The sequence below is a fragment of the Microlunatus panaciterrae genome, from assembly GCF_016907535.1.
Lineage (GTDB): Bacteria > Actinomycetota > Actinomycetes > Propionibacteriales > Propionibacteriaceae > Microlunatus > Microlunatus panaciterrae.
On sequence record NZ_JAFBCF010000001.1, the window covers coordinates 2032079 to 2052191 of the forward strand.

Below are 20113 nucleotides of genomic sequence, written 5' to 3' on the forward strand. Positions count from 1 at the left end.
ATGAGGTGGCCCGGGGGGTCAACTAGGATGCGGGGCGATGAACCCACTCGCTCTGGTCTGGGCCGACATCCGGACGCTGGTCGTCGACACCGGACGGCTCTGGTGGCGACTCCTGCCGCAGCTGGTGGCGCTCTATCTGCTCGGCTGGCTGGGCTACCAGTTGGCCCTCAAACTGGCCGTTGCCGCCGGCGACCTGAGCGCCTGGCTGGCCCTGGTGGTCTTCTCCTTCGGCTTCCTGAGCAAGCTGGGCGCCATCATCCTGATGTTGCGGCTGGCCGGCCGGGAGCTGCACATCAAGGAGCTGATCCCGCCGGAGGAACGGGTTGAGGACCGTCGCGACGATGGCATCAGCCATCTGCTGGCGATCACCCTGCTGCCCTTCCTCGGCATCTACGCCGCCTTCGGTGAGGTGGCCAAGGCCGCCGACGAGCTGGCCACCGAGCAGCTGGGCCGCAACGGGGTCTTCGGCGACAACGACACCGTTCTCGGCGTGCTCTATGACGCGGCCACGAAGCATCCGGTCCGGCTGGCGGCGATCGTGGTTGGCGTCTACGCACTGAGGAGGCTGGTCGACCTGCTGCACGAGCGGACCGACTGGCGCCCGCTCGGGGTCGTCGTCGCCCTGATCGAGTCCTTCTTCATGTTGCTCGTCATCCTGGGGGCGCAACGGCTGTTCCAGTCCTTCATGATCTGGGTGACCGACCGGGCCATTGTGGGATGGTTCGCCAGCTTCCGGGATCGGCTCGCCGATTTGCTGTCGGTCCTCAAGATCGACCTGCCGGCGGTGCTGGTCGCCGTCGGGGATTTCCTCTCCGAGCAGGTCTGGCCGGCGTTCGCCGACGTTCTGAGCCAGCCGATCAGCTGGTTGGCGGTGGCGGCGCTGATCTTCGGCTCGAACGTGATCTCCATCGCGGAACTGTGGCGCAAGGGCCAACCGATAGCCAGCCGGGCACCCGGGGCACGGCGGGTGGCCAGGGTCGGGGCTCGGCTGCCGCTCCGGGCAGGGCAGCCACCGATCGGAATGGCCCGCGTCGGCAGCGAGATCAGGGCGGCGTTCCTGGGCGACATCGACGACAAGTATCTGCCGACGTTCCACTCGATCCGGCTGGTGCTGCGTGCCGGGGCCGTCTTCCTGGGTGCGTACGTGCTGGTGTACGCCATCCAGGAGATCCTGCAGAACTACCTGCATACGCTGGTGATCACCCTGGTCGGGGGGCATCTGGTGGGCTTCTGGCAGGTCACCTCACCGATCTTCGACCTGGTGTACACCCTGCCCTTCGAACCGCTGCGGATCTGCCTGCTGGCGGTGGCCTTCCACCGCTGCCTGCTGGTGTTCCTGTCGCGCGCGCATCCGCAGGACCGGGTCGCGCTGCCGGAGCTGGCGGGGGTGCGATGAGCATGTCCCAGAATGGGCGGGCCAAGATCGTGTCCGTGCTGGTGGCCTTCGCCTGCGTCGTGATTGCCGCCATCGGGCTGAAGGTGAGTGAGCCGGCGGAGGACTTCGACGACATCAACGGCACCATCGGCCGCCCAGTGCGCATCAACGGTGCGGACCTCCTGGTGACCAGGGTCCAGACCGGCACCAGGATCGCTCACCGCGGGGAGGTCGCGGCCACCACCGCCGGGATGTTCGTCGTCGTCCGGGTGGTGCTCAGGGCGCCCGACCAGAGTGCCGCGCTCTCCGGAGCGGAACTGGCCAGCGGCAAGCGGGTCTATGCCAGCTACACGTCGTTGGGCTCACTGCGGGCCGAGGCCGGTTTCGAGCAGCAGGCCGACCTGGTCTTCGAGGTCGACCCGGCGCGGATCGACGACCTGACCCTGCGGATCTGGCAGCGCGAGATCGTCCACGGAATCAGCCAGCGGGCGCTGGTCACTCTCGGAATCACCCGCAGCAACGCCGAGCAGTGGCGCACCGGAGCAGCCGACCGGACCCTGGACACCGAGGAGTACGGCAGCAGCAGGGCGATTCCATGAGCAGCCTGCCGGAGCGAGCCCGGGCCTGGCTGTTGGCGGCCTGCGCGGCGATGCTGGTGGGCATCTACCTGACGGTCTGGACCACCTATGCCGCGATGCACACCGAGTCGCGCTACCAGCAGCTGGCTCCCGGGCAGACGGCGACCACCCAGGGCGTGAGCTATCGGGTGCTGTCCCTGGCGCAGACCAGGACGCTCGCCTCGAGTGACGGGGAGGACGTGCCGGCACCCGCGAACACGGTCTTCGTGGTCGCCCGGGTGCAGGTGGTGGTGGACGACATCAAGTCGGACTGGTTCTGCAAGACGGATCTGGTCGGACCGGAGGGGCGCACCTGGGAGAACTACGACGACTACGTCCAGCGCACACTTCCGGGCTACTGCGACAGTGCGCAGATGCAGTCGGCCAGCCCGTACGTCTACGAGCAGATCTACCAGGTCCCGGAGAGCTTCGCCGGCTCGCTGTACGGACTGGGCGTCGAGCCCTATACCGGCGCACCGTTGATGGTGATCAGTCCGGCCCGCTGAGCCGGCGGACCGTCGCCGGCGGGTCGATGATCAGCTGCTCTCCTCCGGCAGCACCGTGACCGGAAGGTGCAGGTGGTAGGCGTACTTGGAGTTCTTCCATCCCTTCTCGCCCTGTCCGGTGAGGGTCCGGTTGCCGAACTCCAGGATGAAGACGCCGAACCGGATCGTCCGGGCCGGGCGGTAGTCGGCGCTGAACTTGAACGTCACCTGGAACCTGGTCGGGGGCAGGCCGGGCGTGAACGTGCTGGCACCGGTGAAGGACTCACCGGTCCCGATCTTGATCGACTCCGGGTCCTGCGTCTGGGAGGAGTTCGGGTCCCGGGCGACGAACATGCCGGAGCTCCCGGAGTATTCGGGGGCGATGCTCTCGTCGGCCGTCGTCCGGCCGGTGCCCACCATGATGACCTCCCAGTAGTACGTGTCGTCGAAGTCCTTCTTCCGCTGGGCGGTCGCCTCGGAGAACGTCAGCTCGAACGGGCCGGTCTCCAGCACGGTGCCAGGGGCACGGTCCTTGAGCAGGTCGGTGCGCCTGCCGAAGGCGCCGAATCCCCAGAGCAGGCCGACCACCAGCGACAGCACCAGCACCGAGACCCCGACGACAACCGACACGGACCGGTGCAGCTCGTCACCGGGCCGATCGCGGTCGTCCGGGGGAGCCCAGGCGGGGTCGACCCAGGACGGGTCGGCAGCTGCTGAGGTGTGGGGGTCCTGGGACACCCGGACAGTCTAGGGCTGGCCGGTGCGCACAGGGTCGGCGAGGCGGTTGGCGCGGCGCCGGTTTCGGCGCATTAGAGCTTCCAGCAGCCCCGGGTACGTATCCGCCCTCTCGGACCACCCTGTCAGGCGTCCCAAACCGGGCCCACAGGGCTGTGGATGGCTGTCTGGTGTCCACAGAGGGCCTCCGCGTGCGCGATTTGGAGTCTGGACACGGTAAGATGGACACATCTACGACGGTCGGGCCAGCAGGTCCGACCAGCCCGCAATGACAGTGCCGCTCCATCCTCGACACCCTGACCAGGGTCCAGGTGCGAGCGGCGCGCGCGTGACAGGAGCCCCTTGCCAGTGACGGATGCAGCTGAGATGCCCGAAGAGCCGGAGATGACCGGACCGTTCATCCCCTCTGGACCGATCGTCTCCTCCAACACCCCGGGTGTCTACGACTCGGAGTCCATCACCGTCCTGGAGGGGCTGGAGGCCGTCCGCAAACGCCCCGGCATGTACATCGGGTCCACCGGCGAGCGGGGTCTGCACCACCTGGTGCAGGAAGTTGTGGACAACGCTGTGGACGAGGCGATGGCCGGGTACTGCGACACCATCACGGTCCGCATCCTGCCCGGAGGCGGGATCGAGGTGACCGACAACGGCCGTGGCATCCCGGTGAAGGAGCACCCGAAGGAGAAGATCCCGGCGGTGACCGTGGCGCTGACCGTGCTGCACGCCGGCGGCAAGTTCGGCGACGGTGGCTACAAGGTGTCCGGCGGCCTGCACGGGGTGGGTGTCTCGGTGGTGAATGCGCTGTCGAGCAGGCTCAACGTCCAGGTGCGCCGGGACGGCTATCGCTGGACCCAGGACTTCTCGCTGGGGGTGCCGGACGGCCCGCTGGAGCGGCTGGAGGAGTGCGACGAGACCGGCACCACGGTTACGTTCTATGCCAGCGAGGACATCTTCGAGACGACGGTCTACTCGTACGAGACGCTGGCCGCCCGGTTCCGGGAGATGGCGTTCCTGAACAAGGGCCTGTCGATCACGATCATCGACGAGCGTCCCGAGCGGGTCGACGCTGAGGGCAAGAAGCTCACCGACACGTTCCGTTACGACGACGGGCTGATCGACTATGTCAAGTATCTGATCTCCACCAAGGAGACGATCCATCCGACTGTGGTCGCGGTGGAGGCCGAACGGCCCGAGGAGGGGATGAGCCTCGAGCTGGCGATGCAGTGGAACACCTCGTTCAACGAGTCGGTGCACACCTTCGCCAATGCGATCAACACCCACGAGGGCGGAACCCACGAGGAGGGTTTCCGGGCGGCGCTGACGTACACCGTCAACAAGTGGGGCGAGACCTGGAACCTGATCAAGAAGGGTGACCGCGTCACCGGTGACGACATCCGCGAGGGGCTGACCGCGATCATCTCGGTCAAGCTGACCGACCCGCAGTTCGAGGGACAGACCAAGACCAAGCTGGGCAACACCGAGGCCAGGTCCTTCGTCCAGCAGGTGACCAACGAGAAGCTCGGCGACTGGTTCGAGAAGAACCCGCAGGAGGGTCGCGACATCGTCCGCAAGTCGATGGCCGCGGCGACTGCACGGATCGCGGCCCGCAAGGCCCGCGACCTGGCCCGCAACCGGAAGGGACTGCTCGGCGGCGGTGGCCTGCCGGGCAAGCTGAGCGACTGCCAGTCGACCAACCCGTCCGAGTGCGAGGTGTTCATCGTCGAGGGCGACTCGGCCGGCGGCTCGGCCAAGGGTGGTCGCGACCCGAGGATCCAGGCGATCCTGCCGATTCGCGGGAAGATCTTGAATGTGGAGAAGGCCAGGATCGACAAGATCCTGCAGAACAACGAGGTCCAGGCGATCATCTCCGCTCTCGGTACCGGCGTGCACGACGACTTCGACATCGCGAAGCTGCGCTATCACAAGATCGTCATGATGGCCGACGCCGATGTCGACGGCGCCCACATCCGTACGCTGCTGCTGACCCTGATGTTCCGGTTCATGCGCCAGCTGATCGAGGCGGGGCATGTGTTCCTGGCTCAGCCGCCGCTGTTCCGGATCGGCTGGACCAACGCTGCGCACGAGCTGGCCTACACCGACGCTGAGCGTGACGCGCTGTTGCGGCTGGGAGCGGAAATGGGCAAGAGGCTGCCGAGGGAGAACGCGATCCAGCGGTACAAGGGTCTGGGTGAGATGAACCCCGACCAGCTGTGGGAGACCACCATGGACCCGGAGCGTCGGGTGCTGCTGCAGGTGACCCTGGAGGACGCGGCCCGTGCCGACGAGATGTTCTCGATCTTGATGGGGGAGGACGTGGAGCAACGGCGGCTGTTCATCCAGCGCAACGCCAAAGACGTCCGCTTCCTCGACATCTGATCGACGACTGGCCGAACCAAGGAGTGTTGAATGACTGAAACGCCGCCCCAGGGTCCCGCGGACCGGCTGGAGCCGGTCGACCTGCAGGTCGAGATCCAGCGCAGCTATCTCGACTATGCGATGAGCGTGATCGTCGGCCGTGCCCTGCCGGACGTGCGCGACGGGCTGAAGCCGGTGCACCGGCGCATCCTGTACGCGATGTACGACGGCGGCTACCGCCCCGATCGCGGCTGGAACAAATGCGCCCGGGTGGTCGGCGAGGTGATGGGTCAGTATCACCCGCACGGCGACTCTGCCATCTACGACACCCTGGTCCGGCTGGCCCAGCCGTGGGTGATGCGCGCGACGCTGGTCAACGGCCAGGGCAACTTCGGCTCCCCCGGCAACGACCCGGCAGCGGCGATGCGCTACACCGAGTGCAAGATGGCGCCGTTGGCGATGGAGATGGTCCGGGACATCACCGAGAACACGGTCGACTTCAAGGCCAACTACGACGGCAAGGAACAGGAGCCGGTCGTCCTGCCGAGCCGGTTCCCCAACCTGCTGGTCAACGGCTCGACCGGTATCGCGGTGGGCATGGCCACCAACATCCCCACGCATAACCTCCGTGAGGTCGCCGAGGCGGTGCAGTGGTCGCTGAGCAACCCGGAGGCCAGCGCCCCTGAGCTGCTCGAGGCCGCGATGGAGCGGGTGAAGGGCCCGGACTTCCCGAACGGCGCCTTGATCGTCGGCCGGAAGGGGATCGAGGACGCCTACCGGACCGGTCGCGGGTCGGTGATCATGCGGGCCGTGGTCAACCTCGAGGAGGACAAGGGCGGGCGGACCCTGCTGGTGGTCAACGAGCTGCCGCATATGGTCAATCCCGACAACCTGGCGCAGAAGATCGCCGAGCTGGTGAACGGTGGCAAGCTGACCGGAATCGCCGACATCCGCGACGACACCTCGGCCCGGACCGGTCAGCGGCTCGTGATCGTGCTGAAGCGTGACGCCCAGCCGCGGGTGGTGCTGAACAACCTCTACAAGCACACCCAGCTGCAGGACACGTTCGGCTGCAACATGCTGGCGCTGGTCGACGACGTGCCGCGCACGCTCCGGCTGGACCAGTTCATCTCCTACTGGATCGCTCATCAGATCGAGGTCATCCAGCGCCGGACCCAGTTCCGGCTGGACCGGGCCGAACGCGAGGCGCACATCTATCGCGGTCTGGTCAAGGCGCTGGACGCGCTGGATGAGGTCATCGCGCTGATCCGCCGCAGCTCCAGCACCGACGAGGCGCGGGAGGGGCTGAAGGAGCTGCTCGAGATCGACGACGAGCAGGCGACCGCGATCCTGGACATGCAGCTGCGGCGGCTCGCCGCTCTGGAGCGGCAGAAGATCGTCGACCGGCTGGCCGAGTTTGAGCGGATCATCGCCGACCTGAAGAACATCCTGGCTTCGCCGTCGCGGCAGCGGCAGATCGTCTCCGACGAGCTGACCGAGATCGTTGACAAGTACGGCGACGAGCGCCGGACCGAGATCATCTCCGCTGACGGCGACCTGTCCAACGAGGATCTCATCCCGGACGAGGAGGTCGTGGTGACGATTACCCGGGGCGGCTACGCGAAGCGGACTCGGACCGATCAGTACCGGGTGCAGCGCCGTGGCGGCAGGGGAGTGCGCGGCGCCACTCTGCGTACCGACGATGAGGTGGATCAGTTGTTCGCCACCACCAACCATCACTGGATCCTGTTCTTCACCAACAAGGGTCGGGTCTACCGGGCCAAGGTGTGGCAGCTCCCGGAGGCGGGACGCGACGCCAGAGGCGGTCACGTGGCCGGGCTGCTGTCGTTCCTGCCGGACGAGCGGATCGCCCAGGTGCTGGCGATCCGGGACTACGAGGCGTTCCCCTACCTGCTGTTGGCGACCAAACAGGGCCTGGTGAAGAAGACGGCGCTGCCGCTGTATGACTCGCCGCGCCAGGCCGGCGTGATCGCGATCAACTTCCGCGACGACGACGACGAGCTGATCGGCGCCGAGCTGTGCTCCTCCGAGGACGACGTGCTGCTGGTCTCGCGCAAGGGTCAGGCGATCCGGTTCGCCGCCGACGACAGCCAGCTGCGGCCGATGGGCCGGGCCACCTCCGGCGTCACCGGGATGAAGTTCCGCGACAGCGACGAGCTGTTGTCGATGTCCATCATCTCGGCCGGTTCCGCCGAGGACGACCGGTTCGTGTTCACCGTCACGGACGGCGGTTTCGCCAAGCGGACCCGGGTGTCGGAGTATCGGGTGCAGGGTCGCGGCGGCCTCGGGATCAAGGCCATGAAGCTGAACGAGGACCGTGGATCCCTGGTCGGAGGGCTGGTGGTGACGGAGAACGACGAGGTCATCGCCATCAAGGCGAGCGGTCAGATCACCCGCAGCGCCGTTGCAGAGGTGGCGGTCAAGGGTCGTGACACCATGGGTGTGAAGTTTGTAGGAGTGCGTGATGACGATTCCGTGGTTGTGATCGCCCTCAACCCTGAAGCCACGGCAGAGGCAGTGGAACTGGTCGCGGTGGACGAGGATGAGGCAGGATCGGAGGCCGAGCAGGTCGGTGCCGATTTGCCAGATCAGCCTGACGGCGCAGAATTGAACGATGCGCCCACCGGCGCTGAGTCGAACGAGGCGGAAGCGGACTCCGGTCCAGAGGTCGAGGAGGACAGCAGTGAGTGAAGGCGACAGGGGTCAGAGGCCCCAGGGCCAGCCTCCCCAGGCCGGCGACGCGACGGTGATTCGCACCGCCGCTGAGCGGTCCGCCGCCAGGCCGGTCACCGAGGGTCGGCCCGGCGGGTCAAACGGGGATCGACCGGCACCTCCGCCCGAGGCGAGCCGAGCGGCGCCGGCCGGTCCGCCGTCCGGTCAGCCCCAGCAGAGCGGTACTCCGGCGTGGGCCGTACCGGCCGCGGATAGGCCGAAGACCTCGCTGCGCGACCGGCTGGGTCTGGCCAAGAAGGACGAGGAGCCGGCCGACGGCGCCGCGCCGACGGCGGCCGCCGCCTGGCAGCGTCCGGGCACGGTCGGCGGCACAGCGACCGGCGCGTCGAGGACCGGCAGCCAGCAGCCGGTCCGACCAGGCACGTCGGCCGGGTCGGCCAACGACACCAACGTGCTGCCGGTGGTGCCGACGTCCACACCGTCGTCGGCTGGTTCCGCGCCGTCGCGTCCGGTCCCGGCGAAGGCGGCGGCTGCGCAGGCCGCCGTGACAGAAGCGGGCAAGCCCCGACCCGGCACGGCCCGGCGGACCCGGAAGGCGCGGCTGCGACTGTCCAGGCTGGATCCGTGGTCGGTGATGAAGACCTCATTCCTGTTCTCCATCGCCGGCGGCATCATGCTGGTCGTCGCGGTGTATGTGGTGTGGACCGTGATCGGCTCGTCCGGTCTGTTCGACTCGGTGAACGAGATGATCCAGGCGGTCGTCTCCACTCCGGGCGACACCACGCCGTTCCAGATCGAGCAGTACGTCAACACCCAGAAGGTGATGGGTGTGGCGGCGCTGCTGGCCTGCGTCGATGTGGTGATCTTCACCGCGATCGCCACCCTGGGGTCGTTCCTGTACAACCTGGCGGCGACCATGCTCGGTGGCCTGGAAGTCACCCTCGCCGAAGACTGAGCGGTTGGACTGGCCCTGGGTCGGCGACCGATTTGAGCCACCGCCGACCTATGGGCTAGCCTTGCCGTTCGGTGCTGCAACTGGCACCAGCCGCGTTCGCGCGGGCCTATAGCTCAGACGGTTAGAGCGCTGCCCTGATAAGGCAGAGGTCAGTGGTTCAAGTCCACTTAGGCCCACCAAACTAGCTCTGACTAGGTGTTTTACCGCAGGCGGAGGACGACGTATACAGGCCTTTCGCGTGGATGTCGCAAGACCCCCGACGAGGTCCTCGACAAGATCAACCGCAAACGTGGACATGTCTCATCGACACGCCCCTAGGCGTCACAGTTCACTCTCTGGCCCATGATCACGTTGGGGTATCTGCTGTCGACGGGAATCCATTGCCACGCTCTACCGTCCCAGTAGATCGCCTCGTAGTAGCGGCTGTAGTAGTCAGGCCAGAACCTGAGGTTGTACTTCGTGTTCTGAGTCAGGATCCAGTAGGTGTATCCGGAGTTGCTCCCCTTGATGTAGTCACTCCTACACCAGGCACTCGCTTTCGGGGTTAGGTCAGGTCGGCCATTACCCCCCCTGAAGCGAGGGATCGACGGCCAGGGTATGTCACACCACGGCCACGTCCAACTGGTCGTGTTGCAATCATGGGTCAACGCTGATCCCTTGGAGCCCTTCGACGGTGGCCCGGGGTTTGGTGGCATCTCACCCGGTGGCGGCCCGCTGGTGGCGTGCGGCTGCGAAGTGGGGCTGGTAATGGGTTCGGACGCGGCTGGGGTGCACGCTGCGCCAAGGATGGCCAACAGTGCGGCGCAGGACAGCCAACGTGCACTTCTTGTGAATCGTGTCATTCTCTCCCCCGAAGAGTTTGGTGATACTTCCCTGGCACCGAGTGTGCAGGAATGGTCAGGTCAGATGGCCGGATTCGATGAATCAGACCGAAAGTTCTTGGGGCTTGAGGTGGACCGGTCCGCGGATGTGCGGTCGCAAGACCCGGAAGTACAGACGCTCCTACGGCCCGACCAGTCAGACGGGGCCTCGGGCGGGCCGCGGTGCAGGACGAGGCTGGACAGCGCGCACGGGTAGTCGAACCTGTGGAACAGTGGGGCTGCCACTCGAACTGACAGTCAACGGCACGCTCGTCACCTGGCCCGAACCGGACAACCCTGGACGGTCGGCAAGCACCAAGCCATCGACGGCCGGGGGCCCCCTAGTGACCTGTCGTTGAAGTATATATACGGTTTGGTGGGATAATGACGTGTGGCGAACAAGACTGCAGAGCCGTTGCTGCTTAGGGCTGGTGACCGGTCAGAGCTGGAACGTCTGACTCGGTCGTCCACGGCGCCGGCCTCGGCGGCGCAGCGGGCCAGGATCGTGTTGCTGGCCTCGGAGGGGGTGGCGAACTACGTGATCGCCGAGCGGGTGGGGGTGACGCGTCCGACGGTGAACCTGTGGCGGTCCCGGTACGCCGCGCGGGGCCTGTCTGGACTGGGAGATGAGAAGCGGCCGGGCCGGCCGCGGACGGTCGACCGGGCCGCAGTCATCGCGGCCACCCTGACCCCGCCACCGCAGAGCCTGGGTGTCACGCACTGGTCGTCGCGGCTGCTCGCGCCACGGCTGGGTGTTGACCACGCCACTGTCGCGGCGGTGTGGAAGGACTACGGGGTCAAGCCGTGGGAAGGCGGAGACGACTCGAGAGTAGTGAGCTCATCCAAGCGTTGGCGGTGAGTGTCTAACTGTGTGACAACGCAGGCGCTTCCAGGTTAACCGTGGTGGACGCACGTGGACTCCCGCTGAGCGCGAAACCGGCCTTGCGAGCGTGGCGTGCCGGACCTGATAAGGCAGAGGTCAGTGGTTCAAGTCCACTTACGCCCACCCATCCCACCAGCTCAAGCTCGGGGTGGTCAGTTCAAGTAGATGGAGGCCGGGGAGTTGGTGAAGTCGCGGCTGCTTCTCCAATGGCTCGGCAGAGCCACGTCGTCGCCAAAGCCGAGTCTCGTAGGACCGCCTTCTCCCTCGGGGAGATCACGGAACCTTATGGTGCCGGAGCAGAGGGGAGCGAGCAGCGCGAGCCAGTATGGCTGGCCTGCGGTGATCTCCGTACCTGCGCCAAGGGAGATCGAGTTCCAGTCCCCGGCCTTCAACTCGGAGGAACGGCCCGTAGCGAGCAGCGCCCCTGGCTCGCCACCTTCGTCGTCGTACACACCCACGACCAGCCGCTCGGCTGTGCTCGCGTCGTCAAGATAGGCACGAAAGGTGGTGACCGTACCGCTGCCGGTCGCCACGTACTGGAACGCCTCCGCCGTCCCGGCCGGATTGGCGTCCACCCACGGCTGCACCACCGCCGAACCGATCACAGGTTCCGTCGGAAGACCTTCTTCAGCTTGGATGGCAAGGGCATAGTCAAAGCCCGCCGAGACGGATTGATAGCCGTCGCCCTGCGGAACGCTTTCCCTCAGTTCTGGGTAGACCGTGACTGTCCTGTCCCGATGTAGGAACACATCTCGGTTCGAGGCGGATACTGCCGCGACATCAGTCACCTGCGGAGGACCAGACTCACCCCAGATCCCGTAGGCGAGGACAGTCCCGTCGGCGCGGAGTCCCAGGCTGTTCCCACTGCCTGCAGAGATGGCCACGATGTTCGACCACTGCTCAGGCGGCGTCCCATCCAAACCCGCCGCAACCCCGCTGCCCCACGCCACTACAGTGCCGTCGGAGCGAAGTGCCAGCGCCTGCCTCGAACCAGCCGAAATGGCGACAACATGCGCGAGCCCGTCCGGAGGGTTCAGCCGGGCATCGATAAAGTCGCAACCCAGTTGGGGACTGTCTTTGCCCCACCGGACCACAGTCCCGTCTTGGCGCAGAGCCAGCGCAAACCCACAGGGTTGGTCGTCCAACCCGATGCCCTGGTAACTGAAGTAGCCTCCCGCCGAGACGGCCGTCACCGGTCCCAGGTCGTCGGGCACGTCGGTCTGGCCAGACACGTCGGATCCCCAGGCCACCACTGAGCCGTCAGCTCGCAGTGCCAGCGAGAAACCTGGCCCACTGTCGATGGACACCACACCGGTCAGATCCTCCGGCGGCGTCGTCTCGCCGAAGGCATTCAGCCCCCAACCCACAAGGGTGCCGTCGGCTCTGAGAGCCAAACTGGAATAGCTGCCCGCGCTGTCGCTGGCGGTAACCGCCACCGCATCATCCAGGTCAGCCGGTGGTTTGAGAAGCTCCTGACGATCGGCCCCTCCTCCCCAGGTCACGACCCGCCCCGGCTTGACGTCAGGCAGCGGCAGCACGACCTCCGCCGAGCTGAGAGAAGGCAGCAACGCTGCGAACATGGACCCAACGAACAACCCCACCAGAGCTGGTCGCAATCCACGTCGGGCACGATTCTTCGACATCCAGACCCCCGCCGACACCTGCCAAACCGCCACACTGCGGCCCGTGATTGTCACGCTAGCGGAAAGTGCGTGTGTGGGACCCATGCAGACGAGGCTTTCTGGCTCGGCTGGTCAGGGAGCCGCAGCTGGACCTTGGCGATCGCAATGCTCCCGCCGGGATCCTCTTGCAGGGCGGCGTGTGCAGGTCGAGTATGGAGGCACAGGACGGGATCGAGGCCCAGATGGACATTCCCCCAGAGGTGCTGGCCGCGAAGGAGCTCTTCGAGGCGCCGCTGTTCGAGGCAGGGCTCATCAGCGGGTGTGATGTTGGGGTACGGGACGAAGACGCACCCGACCCCGAGGACCTCGCGTTGCGGGTGTTCGTCCCCGACCGTGACAATGTTCCGGCTGCTGTGGTCGAGGCGACAGCGCTATTCCCATTTCCGGTGGTCATCATCCAGCGGGTCTTCCAGATCACCGGTTCGCTGCCGGACATCGATCGGGAACGGCCTGTCCTCGGGGGCGTCTCCGTGGCCGCGTCGCGCTTCCATGCAACCGGCTCAGATTTCGTCGGCACGCTCGGGTCGATCGTCAGAGATGCGGCAGATCCGTCCGTCTTCTACGGCCTGTCCAACCATCACGTACTGTGCCATGACATCAACCGGGCTCAGGGCGACGAGATCGTACAACCGCGGCCGTCGGTGCTCGGAGTACTGCCCGGTGATCGGATCGGCACGCTCGAGCGCTGGGCGTTCCCGGAGACCACCGCCACCGGCACCGTCGACGCGGCGGTCTGCAGGCTCGAGGTCGACTCCGTACCGGAGATCAAGGAGATCGGCCCGGTGTTCGGTACGGTCGACGTCACGCATGCGGTGCACGTCTCCAAGCGCGGGGCTACGACCGGGCTCACCTTCGGCTGGGTGTCTGGAACGTTCCTGTCGGCAACGGCCGACTACTCCGACATGCCCGCCGTCGGTGCGAGCACCTCTCGCACCCTGACCGGCCAGCTCCAGGTGCACATCGACTTTCCGCAGACGGTGATCTTCGGCGACAGCGGCGACTCGGGCTCGGTGGTACTGGCTCAAGACGATGGCGGCTTCGACCGGGTCGTCGGCCTTTACTGGGCCTCAGGCAGCGCCTCTCTCGGTGATCCCCTCGAGCACGGCGTGTGCACGCCGGCCACCGTTGTCGAGTCTCAGTTGAATATCCGGTTCTAGCGGCTGCACCCCACTGGTTGAGGACCTCCACGACAGGCTCCAACTGGGTCAGCGGATCTGGCCGCCCGGTCGCACCGGGAAGTAGACCGTATAGGTCTCCTCCCGGACCTGGTCGATCCCGATGAACCTGAACCCACGGTCCTGTTCGACGGTGCGGTACGTTCCGGTTGTCCACCAGCTGTGGTGGCGGTCCTGGTCGGGAATCAGCATCGAATCGGGACGCTTCGGGTCGCCGATGAGGGTGCGTTCCTCGTCAACCAGTCCGGCGAGCACGAGCGGTCCGTCGAGGAAGGCAACCGTTCCGGGGCGGTCGCCCAGCTCGACCGCTGTCAATGCCTTCGGCAGCGTGATTCGGACCGTGTCGTGCTCCCAGATGCGTCGGAGGGCAATGAAGCCTTCCGAGACGGCCACCGCGACCGGCTCGCCGTTCAACGTGACGGAAGGTTCGCCGTTCACCCAGTCCGGTACCCGGATCTCGAGCGTGAACTCGACCCGGGCTGCACGCACCTGTACCTCGTGGGTCTCAGCGGTGGGCCGCTGCACCGGCTGGCGGGGCAGGTCGACCCGCTGAATGTGCTCCAGCGCGCTCGCCGTCTGCCGCTGACCGCCGATCGGTCCGTGCCCGGCATCATTCTCGACGGTCACCATCACCTCGGTTCCGCCGACCTCCCAGAGTGCGGTGGACGGCAGATACTGGGTGACCCGGAGCGTCGCAGCGTCGGTGGACGCACCTTCACCCGTGTCGCTGGCGGCGAGCCGGTGGGTGACGGCATCGGGGTACCAGGCGTGCGCCTGCATCAACGTGCCATGGCAGCACCAGAAGTCCTCGGTGGGCCGGCCCCACGCCTTGGCGCTGCCAGCGGACAACGGCAGGAAGTAGCTGATCATCCCGGTCTCGGGGTGTTGTTGGGCGAAGATCCCGTTGACGAGGTTGCGCTCCCAATAGTCGGCGTAGGCGGCCTCGCCGGTCCACCGGTAGAGCGTTTCGGCGAGTCGCATCATGTTGTAGACCGCACAGTGCTCTTGTACGGCGTGCAGCCGCGGTGACTGCGTGTGCGGTGGCTGCCACACTTCGCCGCTGGTACTGCCGCCGGTGCAGTACGTGCCGCGGTCAGTCACCGCCGACCGCCAGAATGCGTGCACGATGTCGCGCCAACGGTCATCACCGGTCACCTCCCAGGCGCGGGCGGCCCCCAGCACCTCCGGGATCTGGGTGTTGGCATGCTTGTTGGTCAGCACGTCCTCGCCGGCCAGCAACGGCCCGAAAAAACGGGGCCGGTCGTACCGCTCAAGCAGCTGGCGGTGCAGCGGGTCGCCGGTGAGGCCGAACAGGTCAGCCCAGACCTCCAGCATCCCGCCGGTCTCGACGTCGAGCAGGTCGTCCATCTCAGTGCGGCTGAACCTCGCCGTCCACCGCTCCATCCAGCCGGCGAAAGCGACAGCGAGCGGCAGGGCCTGCTCGTGGCCGGTCCGGTGCGCGTCGAGCAGTCCCATGAAGAGCTTGTGCAGGGTGTATTGCGGCGCCCAGACCTTTGCGCCCGCAGCAGCCCGCTCCAAGAACGCCGAGGGGAACGGTCCGAGCCACTCGCCGCCGTTGGCCTGCTGACAGCGGCCCAGTTCGGCCAGCACTCCGTCGACTCGGACGGCGGTCGCGGCGTCGTCCACGCCGATCCGGGACGCAGCAGAGAGCCAATGGCCCAGGATGTGCCCACGAAGCTCGCTTGTCGGCGATTCCCAACCCCAGTGCCAGGTCTGCGGTCCGCGGACGTCTGGACGGCCCACCGTAGTGCCGAACGAGCCAGAGTAGCTCCACAGGCCGGCTTCGGTGAGGTAAGGCCGCAGCAGGTTCTCCGGCCTCAGGCTCGTCACGTAGTCCCGGTTGAGCCGCCACCGGTCCTGCACCGGCCCGGGGCCCAGCCGTCCCCAGAGCCCGACCTCACGCTGTGACATCCACATATGGCCTCCTCAGGCGCTGCTCGACCTTACGCCCAGACATCAGATGATTGACCACAGGCCAGGGTGCTTCGAACCCGAGCACGGATCAGTCTTGGGCCGCGGCCGCGGCTGCCGCCAGCCGTGCGGTCTCGGCCGCCTCGCGACGCTGCTGAGCGAGGATCCGCTCGGGCACCACCCTTTCGCGCTCACGCGTCCGCTGGAACGGGAAGCGGTCCACGCCGAGGCCGCGGAGAACGGCCCGTTCGACGGCGGAGAAGGAGTCGACGTCCTCCCGGTCGAATTGCATGGGCTCGCGGAGTGCGATGGGCGGGTTGGTGATCAGCCGGCCGTGTTTGATGACGTTCTGCGAGGTCGCGTGGAGCATGTATGGGTGCATCAGCACGACGTCACCGACGTCGCCGGTCAGCTCGACGAGCTCGTTGCACTGTCGCGTCAGCGCGCGGAAGTCGAAGTCGGTCGGCAGGACACCCTCGGGGTGCTCCGCGAGGTACCGGGCGACGACTGGCACCGAGTCGGTGGCGATGAAGGTGCCGCCGCCCTGGTGGAGCATGTCGGTCCACAGCACGATGGTGAGCAGGCCCTGCTCGGGCGAGTCCAGGAAGTGGCGGAAGAAGTCGCCGTCCTTGTGCCACCCGTCCATCTCAGGAGTCGGCGCCTGCCATGCCCGGTCGTCGCCGACCCCGAGGTTGGCGATGAAGCCGTCACCCCAGTTCCAGGGCAGCTCGACGCGGTCCTCCCCGCCCACCAGTTGGACGGCCGCGGCGAAGGCCTTCGGGGCGAACACTCGCGTGTCCACCGACGCGAGCGTCGACAGGTGGATGCGTTTCTCGAGCCATTGGGACGGGTCTTCCCGGTCATAGCCGAAACGGACCCAGGCGCGGTCGATCCAATCCTGCGCCGACTCGGGACTGAAGCAGTCCTTCACTACGACGTAGCCATGGCGGATGAAGTGGTCGACGTCTTCATCGGCCAGCTGCTGAGAGTGCACGGGAATCCTTCCGATGAGATCGACCCGGGCCACCTGATTGGCCCCGCGTTCAGTGAAGGGCCGGGGTCCCCCGCTGGCGGCTGTGGCCGGGGTTGTTCTGACGATGGCAATTCTGCAGTATCCGATCACTGCGTCCGTAGGCGGACGTCGACCCCGCCCACGACAGCCCAGAGAGGCCGCATCTCGTCTAGTCCGGCTTGTTAGCCTCTTGCAGTGGCTGTGAGAAATTACCTGATCGAAGGCGTTTCCGGCACCGGGAAGACCTCGGTGTGCAGAGAATTGCAGCGGCGCGGCTACCACGCCATCAATGGCGACACCGAGTTGGCTTATCAAGGTGATCCGGAAACCGGTGAACCGATGGACGGCTCAACGCATGAGCGCCATATTTGGGATGTTGACAAGGTGAAGGCCCTGGTCGCCAACCAGGATGAGCCGGCACTGTTCTTCTGCGGTGGATCCAGGAACTTCCCGCAATTCATAGGCCTGTTCGACGGCGTTTTCGTCCTTGACGTCGACCTTGGCACTCTGAATCGCCGGCTGGACGAGCGAAGGGACGATGATTGGGGCGGCAACCGAGTGGAACGGGAGCTCATCGTGAGACTGCATCGAACCAAGGAAGACATTCCGCAGAATGGCATCGTCATCGACGCCACCGCCTCGGTCGCGCACGTCGTTGACGAGATCGTTCGGCAGAGCCTGATGTCATAGATTCTGCCCGGCCTCGGGCGGCGACCTGATCACCTCCGGAAGCTCCCCGGCCGGCAGTGCCTGGCGGGCGGTGCGTGAGGCGCGCAGGGCGTAGCCGTGGTCGAAGTATTCCAACAGAACGCGGATGGCCGCGTCGGGCCGACCGGCATGGAAGTGGCTGATCGCCCGGTCGGTCCGCGGGTTGCCGAGATGTCGGCGGATGCGCTGGGTTGCGTTGATCAGCTCCCGGGGATCGGCCGACCCATAGGTTGCGACCAGTCGCTGGACGCGCTCCTCGAGCGGGCGGCTGAGCTCGACGGTATTCGCGTTGGCGATCGCCATGGCGACCTCGCGGGGGAGCCGCAGCGAGCCGATGTGCGGACCCTCGTCCTCCAGCCACACCGGCCGGCGCGGATCCCAGCCGGCAAGAGCACTCCGAACGAGACCGTCGAATTCGGGTTGGCTGGGCTGTGGGGTGGTGATGCCGATACGGCCGAAGGAGGAGCCGCGGTGGGCGGCCAGCCCCTCAAGATCGACCACCTGCTCGCCGGCCGCAAGCAGCCGCTCGAGCATCGCAGTCTTGCCGGTGCCAGCCAGACCGGTGAGCACGTGGAACCGCACCAGTCCCCCTAGGGCCACCGCCGTACGGCGATCAGACTCAAGTGCCCCCTGAACGGAGAGCCTGCACGGAACTCCGCATCCACGGAGCAAGAACGCACGAGCTGCCGCCCAGGAGGACTCCCATCGGCTCGGAAACTCTTCCGTATCCCTCGGGTCAAATTCGAGTGTGACTAGCACTGCCTCCGGTTTCCCCATCATCTGTCGGGCCGGAGCGACCGTCAAGGTCCGGAGGTGATGCGGTCGAAGGCCAGGCCGGAACGTGCCTCCCCGCGGCCGGTGGTCACTCTGCGGGCATGCCAGACGACCGGAGTGCCGTCGTAGCGGCGGGCCCTGCGGAGAAGGCCCTGGACCTGGACGCCGGCTCGCGAAACCTCCTCTTCATGCACGTAGTAGGGCGTTACCCGGGTGTCCTCGTCGTCGATTCCCAGGCGCAGGATCGAGGTCATCGGACGGATCAGCGTGTCTTCGGGGCCGATGGTGCGGCGCATCGTGCCGCGCTGCAGCTGAATCGCGCGCAACTGCCCCGGCAGATGTACCGGGATGAAGGGGATCCAGTTCTCGGCGACCTCGGTCTGCAGGATGTAGCGAAGCTGACCGCTCCCCACCGCAGTCCCGGCTGCCGCGTCAGCGGTCGGGTCGAGTTGCTGTCGCAGCCGTCGGGAAGCCTCGGCGGCGTCCCGGGACCCGCCCAGGAAGTCCGGGATCCGCTGTTCGATCGCCCACACCATGTCGGCGGTCTCGTCACGGACGAAGGCCACCTGCTCGAGCGGCTCACCGTCGCTGATCTGCGGCAGTGTCTTCGGCAGGTAGAGGTGCTGGGGGAGCGCCGTCTGGGGCGGCCCGGAGGGCCGGGGCGCCAGGCTGAAGGCGTCCCATCCGGTCCAGTCGGACCCGGCCGGGTCGACGGTCGGCTGCACCAGGGTCCGCCAGCCGAAGGTGTCGGTGACGACCACCCCCTGGAGTTCGGCGACACTGCCGACCGGCTGCCGGCAGAGGATCGTGAACCAGTCGTTGCTGTAGAGCAGTGCGAACTCGCTGACCACGATCCGCGCCGCGTCAGTGGCGTCGGCGCTCAGCTGACCGAGATCGACAGCGGCGTCCTCAAACTGCCACCAGCGCGGCTGAGGCATGCCCGGATACTCCGCCGGCACCGGGATCACCGAGCGGACGTCGACAACCCCCGCCGCAGACTCGTCCGCGGTCGTGGGCCCGGTGGCACCCTGGTCGAAGGAGTACCAATCCAGGTGCCCGCCCTGGTGCTCGGCCGCATCCACGACCGTGCTCGTCGCGCCACGCGCGACCACTCCGCTGACGGCGTACTCCAACTGGTCGCCCTCCCAACGACTGCCGGCCGGGCCGCTGCCGGGGTCGGGCTGGGGGTAGGTGCTCTCGAACCAGCCGCGGTAGGCCAACAGCGCGTCCCGCACCAGTTGGTGCTGACCGGCCGGGACCCCGGCGGCGAACTCGGCCGGGAACATGGCGACGGTCAGATCCGGCGGGGTGACCTGATAGACCCGGACCCCATCCACGCAGCGGCCGCGGAGCGCCCGTCGTGCCCGGACCGCCCTTGGTGCCGTCCGGTCGCGGGCGGCGGCGATCGCGTCGGTGGGCTCGGCATCCAGCGGCCCGAAGAATCGATAGAAGAGGTCCCGGTAGACCTGCGGGTCATAGGCATCCGGGTCGACCCCGGAAGCGATCACCGCGGCGTCCAGCCGGCTCAGCAGGGTCCGGCCGAGCCGGGCTCGCACAATCAACGGGAAGTCGATCGGCAGCCGCTCGGTGATGGCGTCCAGCCCGTCGTCGGGACCTGCGCCGGGGACCAGCACCGGATCGACCTGCCGGGCGAGCGTCGCGAAGATCGCCGACCCCGCGTCGGCGCCGGCGAACTCGCCGAACTGCCACTGCCGGCCGAGCATGAACACCGGGTCGGCAATCTTCGCCGCCAGCGTGCCGGCGAAGTCGACCTCCCTGGCACGCGGTTCGAGCCGCGACCAGATCCGCAGAGGTTCGCAGGTCGATGAGATGAAGGCCATCGCAGGTTCCTAAGTCGAGAGTCGGAGTTC

At 66.8% G+C, this 20113-nt stretch carries 15 protein-coding genes and 1 tRNA gene; 10 read left to right on the plus strand and 6 right to left on the minus strand.

The features are described from left to right. Nucleotides 1-37 precede the first annotated feature (37 nt). From JOE57_RS09255 to JOE57_RS09265, 3 genes are read left to right on the plus strand one after another with little or no spacing between them, the layout of a single operon-like run. Nucleotides 38-1396 carry a hypothetical protein gene (locus JOE57_RS09255; protein ID WP_204917421.1) on the plus strand — a complete coding sequence of 453 codons (1359 nt, stop codon included), beginning with the start codon at nucleotides 38-40 and terminating at the stop codon, nucleotides 1394-1396. Beyond that, nucleotides 1393-1974 (plus strand): hypothetical protein, encoded by a 582-nt coding sequence (locus JOE57_RS09260; protein ID WP_204917422.1) that lies wholly within the window; start codon nucleotides 1393-1395, stop codon nucleotides 1972-1974. Before JOE57_RS09255 ends, JOE57_RS09260 begins: the two co-directional genes overlap by 4 nt. Then, entirely contained in the window at nucleotides 1971-2498 is a 528-nt protein-coding gene (locus JOE57_RS09265; protein ID WP_204917423.1) for a hypothetical protein, read from the plus strand. The genes JOE57_RS09260 and JOE57_RS09265 overlap by 4 nt, the downstream gene beginning before the upstream one ends. 30 nt (nucleotides 2499-2528) lie before the next feature. On the opposite strand, the gene JOE57_RS09270 is transcribed toward JOE57_RS09265, so the two are convergent. Further along, on the minus strand, nucleotides 2529-3215 hold the full coding sequence (locus JOE57_RS09270; protein ID WP_204917424.1) for a hypothetical protein: 687 nt from the start codon (nucleotides 3213-3215) through the stop codon (nucleotides 2529-2531). Between the two features lie 381 nt (nucleotides 3216-3596). Between JOE57_RS09270 and gyrB the strand changes: the two genes are divergently transcribed. The 5 genes from gyrB to JOE57_RS09295 all read left to right on the plus strand — a co-directional run bounded on the left by gyrB (nucleotide 3597) and on the right by JOE57_RS09295 (nucleotide 10935). Then, nucleotides 3597-5588: a DNA topoisomerase (ATP-hydrolyzing) subunit B gene (gene gyrB, locus JOE57_RS09275; RefSeq protein ID WP_239579394.1), complete on the plus strand. Its 1992-nt coding sequence runs from the start codon at nucleotides 3597-3599 to the stop codon at nucleotides 5586-5588. Between the two features lie 30 nt (nucleotides 5589-5618). After that, nucleotides 5619-8279, plus strand: coding sequence for a DNA gyrase subunit A (gene gyrA, locus JOE57_RS09280; protein WP_204917425.1), 2661 nt, complete (start codon nucleotides 5619-5621; stop codon nucleotides 8277-8279). Continuing rightward, a complete protein-coding gene (locus JOE57_RS18950) occupies nucleotides 8272-9216 on the plus strand; it encodes a DUF3566 domain-containing protein (protein ID WP_204917426.1) in 945 nt (314 codons plus the stop codon). The genes gyrA and JOE57_RS18950 overlap by 8 nt, the downstream gene beginning before the upstream one ends. Nucleotides 9217-9318: 102 nt before the next feature. After that, nucleotides 9319-9395, plus strand: a tRNA-Ile gene (locus tag JOE57_RS09290). Between the two features lie 1072 nt (nucleotides 9396-10467). Beyond that, on the plus strand, nucleotides 10468-10935 hold the full coding sequence (locus JOE57_RS09295; RefSeq protein ID WP_204917427.1) for a helix-turn-helix domain-containing protein: 468 nt from the start codon (nucleotides 10468-10470) through the stop codon (nucleotides 10933-10935). Nucleotides 10936-11111: 176 nt separating this feature from the next. On the opposite strand, the gene JOE57_RS09300 is transcribed toward JOE57_RS09295, so the two are convergent. Next, a complete protein-coding gene (locus JOE57_RS09300; RefSeq protein WP_204917428.1) occupies nucleotides 11112-12539 on the minus strand; it encodes an RCC1 domain-containing protein in 1428 nt (475 codons plus the stop codon). Between the two features lie 284 nt (nucleotides 12540-12823). On the opposite strand from JOE57_RS09300, the gene JOE57_RS09305 reads away from it, so the two are divergent. Next, a complete protein-coding gene (locus JOE57_RS09305; RefSeq protein ID WP_204917429.1) occupies nucleotides 12824-13798 on the plus strand; it encodes a hypothetical protein in 975 nt (324 codons plus the stop codon). A gap of 48 nt (nucleotides 13799-13846) precedes the next feature. Here JOE57_RS09305 and JOE57_RS09310 read toward each other — a convergent pair whose 3' ends face one another. Both JOE57_RS09310 and JOE57_RS09315 read right to left on the minus strand, forming a co-directional pair. Beyond that, nucleotides 13847-15748, minus strand: a complete 1902-nt coding sequence (locus tag JOE57_RS09310) for a beta-L-arabinofuranosidase domain-containing protein (protein WP_204917430.1) — start codon at nucleotides 15746-15748, stop codon at nucleotides 13847-13849. A 91-nt stretch (nucleotides 15749-15839) separates the two neighbouring features. Then, nucleotides 15840-16742 carry a phytanoyl-CoA dioxygenase family protein gene (locus JOE57_RS09315; RefSeq protein ID WP_338041233.1) on the minus strand — a complete coding sequence of 301 codons (903 nt, stop codon included), beginning with the start codon at nucleotides 16740-16742 and terminating at the stop codon, nucleotides 15840-15842. A gap of 213 nt (nucleotides 16743-16955) precedes the next feature. Here JOE57_RS09315 and JOE57_RS09320 point away from each other — a divergent pair, with 213 nt between their 5' ends. Then, nucleotides 16956-17450, plus strand: a complete 495-nt coding sequence (locus JOE57_RS09320; protein ID WP_204917431.1) for an AAA family ATPase — start codon at nucleotides 16956-16958, stop codon at nucleotides 17448-17450. Here the strand turns inward: JOE57_RS09320 and JOE57_RS09325 are convergent. Both JOE57_RS09325 and JOE57_RS09330 read right to left on the minus strand, forming a co-directional pair. Beyond that, a complete protein-coding gene (locus tag JOE57_RS09325; protein WP_204917432.1) occupies nucleotides 17445-18050 on the minus strand; it encodes a tRNA 2-selenouridine(34) synthase MnmH in 606 nt (201 codons plus the stop codon). The genes JOE57_RS09320 and JOE57_RS09325 overlap by 6 nt on opposite strands. Before the next feature lie 218 nt (nucleotides 18051-18268). Further along, nucleotides 18269-20083, minus strand: a complete 1815-nt coding sequence (locus tag JOE57_RS09330; RefSeq protein ID WP_204917433.1) for a hypothetical protein — start codon at nucleotides 20081-20083, stop codon at nucleotides 18269-18271. Nucleotides 20084-20113: the final 30 nt, after the last annotated feature.

Excerpts from the sequence above, each read along its gene's own strand:
- JOE57_RS09310 (WP_204917430.1), bottom strand. The coding sequence starts at position 15,748 with ATGTCACAGCGTGAGGTCGGGCTCTGGGGACGGCTGGGCCCCGGGCCG.
- JOE57_RS09260 (WP_204917422.1), top strand. The coding sequence starts at position 1,393 with ATGAGCATGTCCCAGAATGGGCGGGCCAAGATCGTGTCCGTGCTGGTG.
- gyrB (WP_239579394.1), top strand. The coding sequence starts at position 3,597 with ATGACCGGACCGTTCATCCCCTCTGGACCGATCGTCTCCTCCAACACC.
- JOE57_RS09300 (WP_204917428.1), bottom strand. The coding sequence starts at position 12,539 with ATGTTCGCAGCGTTGCTGCCTTCTCTCAGCTCGGCGGAGGTCGTGCTG.
- JOE57_RS09330 (WP_204917433.1), bottom strand. The coding sequence starts at position 20,083 with ATGGCCTTCATCTCATCGACCTGCGAACCTCTGCGGATCTGGTCGCGG.
- JOE57_RS09305 (WP_204917429.1), top strand. The coding sequence starts at position 12,824 with ATGGACATTCCCCCAGAGGTGCTGGCCGCGAAGGAGCTCTTCGAGGCG.
- JOE57_RS09255 (WP_204917421.1), top strand. The coding sequence starts at position 38 with ATGAACCCACTCGCTCTGGTCTGGGCCGACATCCGGACGCTGGTCGTC.
- gyrA (WP_204917425.1), top strand. The coding sequence starts at position 5,619 with ATGACTGAAACGCCGCCCCAGGGTCCCGCGGACCGGCTGGAGCCGGTC.
- JOE57_RS09265 (WP_204917423.1), top strand. The coding sequence starts at position 1,971 with ATGAGCAGCCTGCCGGAGCGAGCCCGGGCCTGGCTGTTGGCGGCCTGC.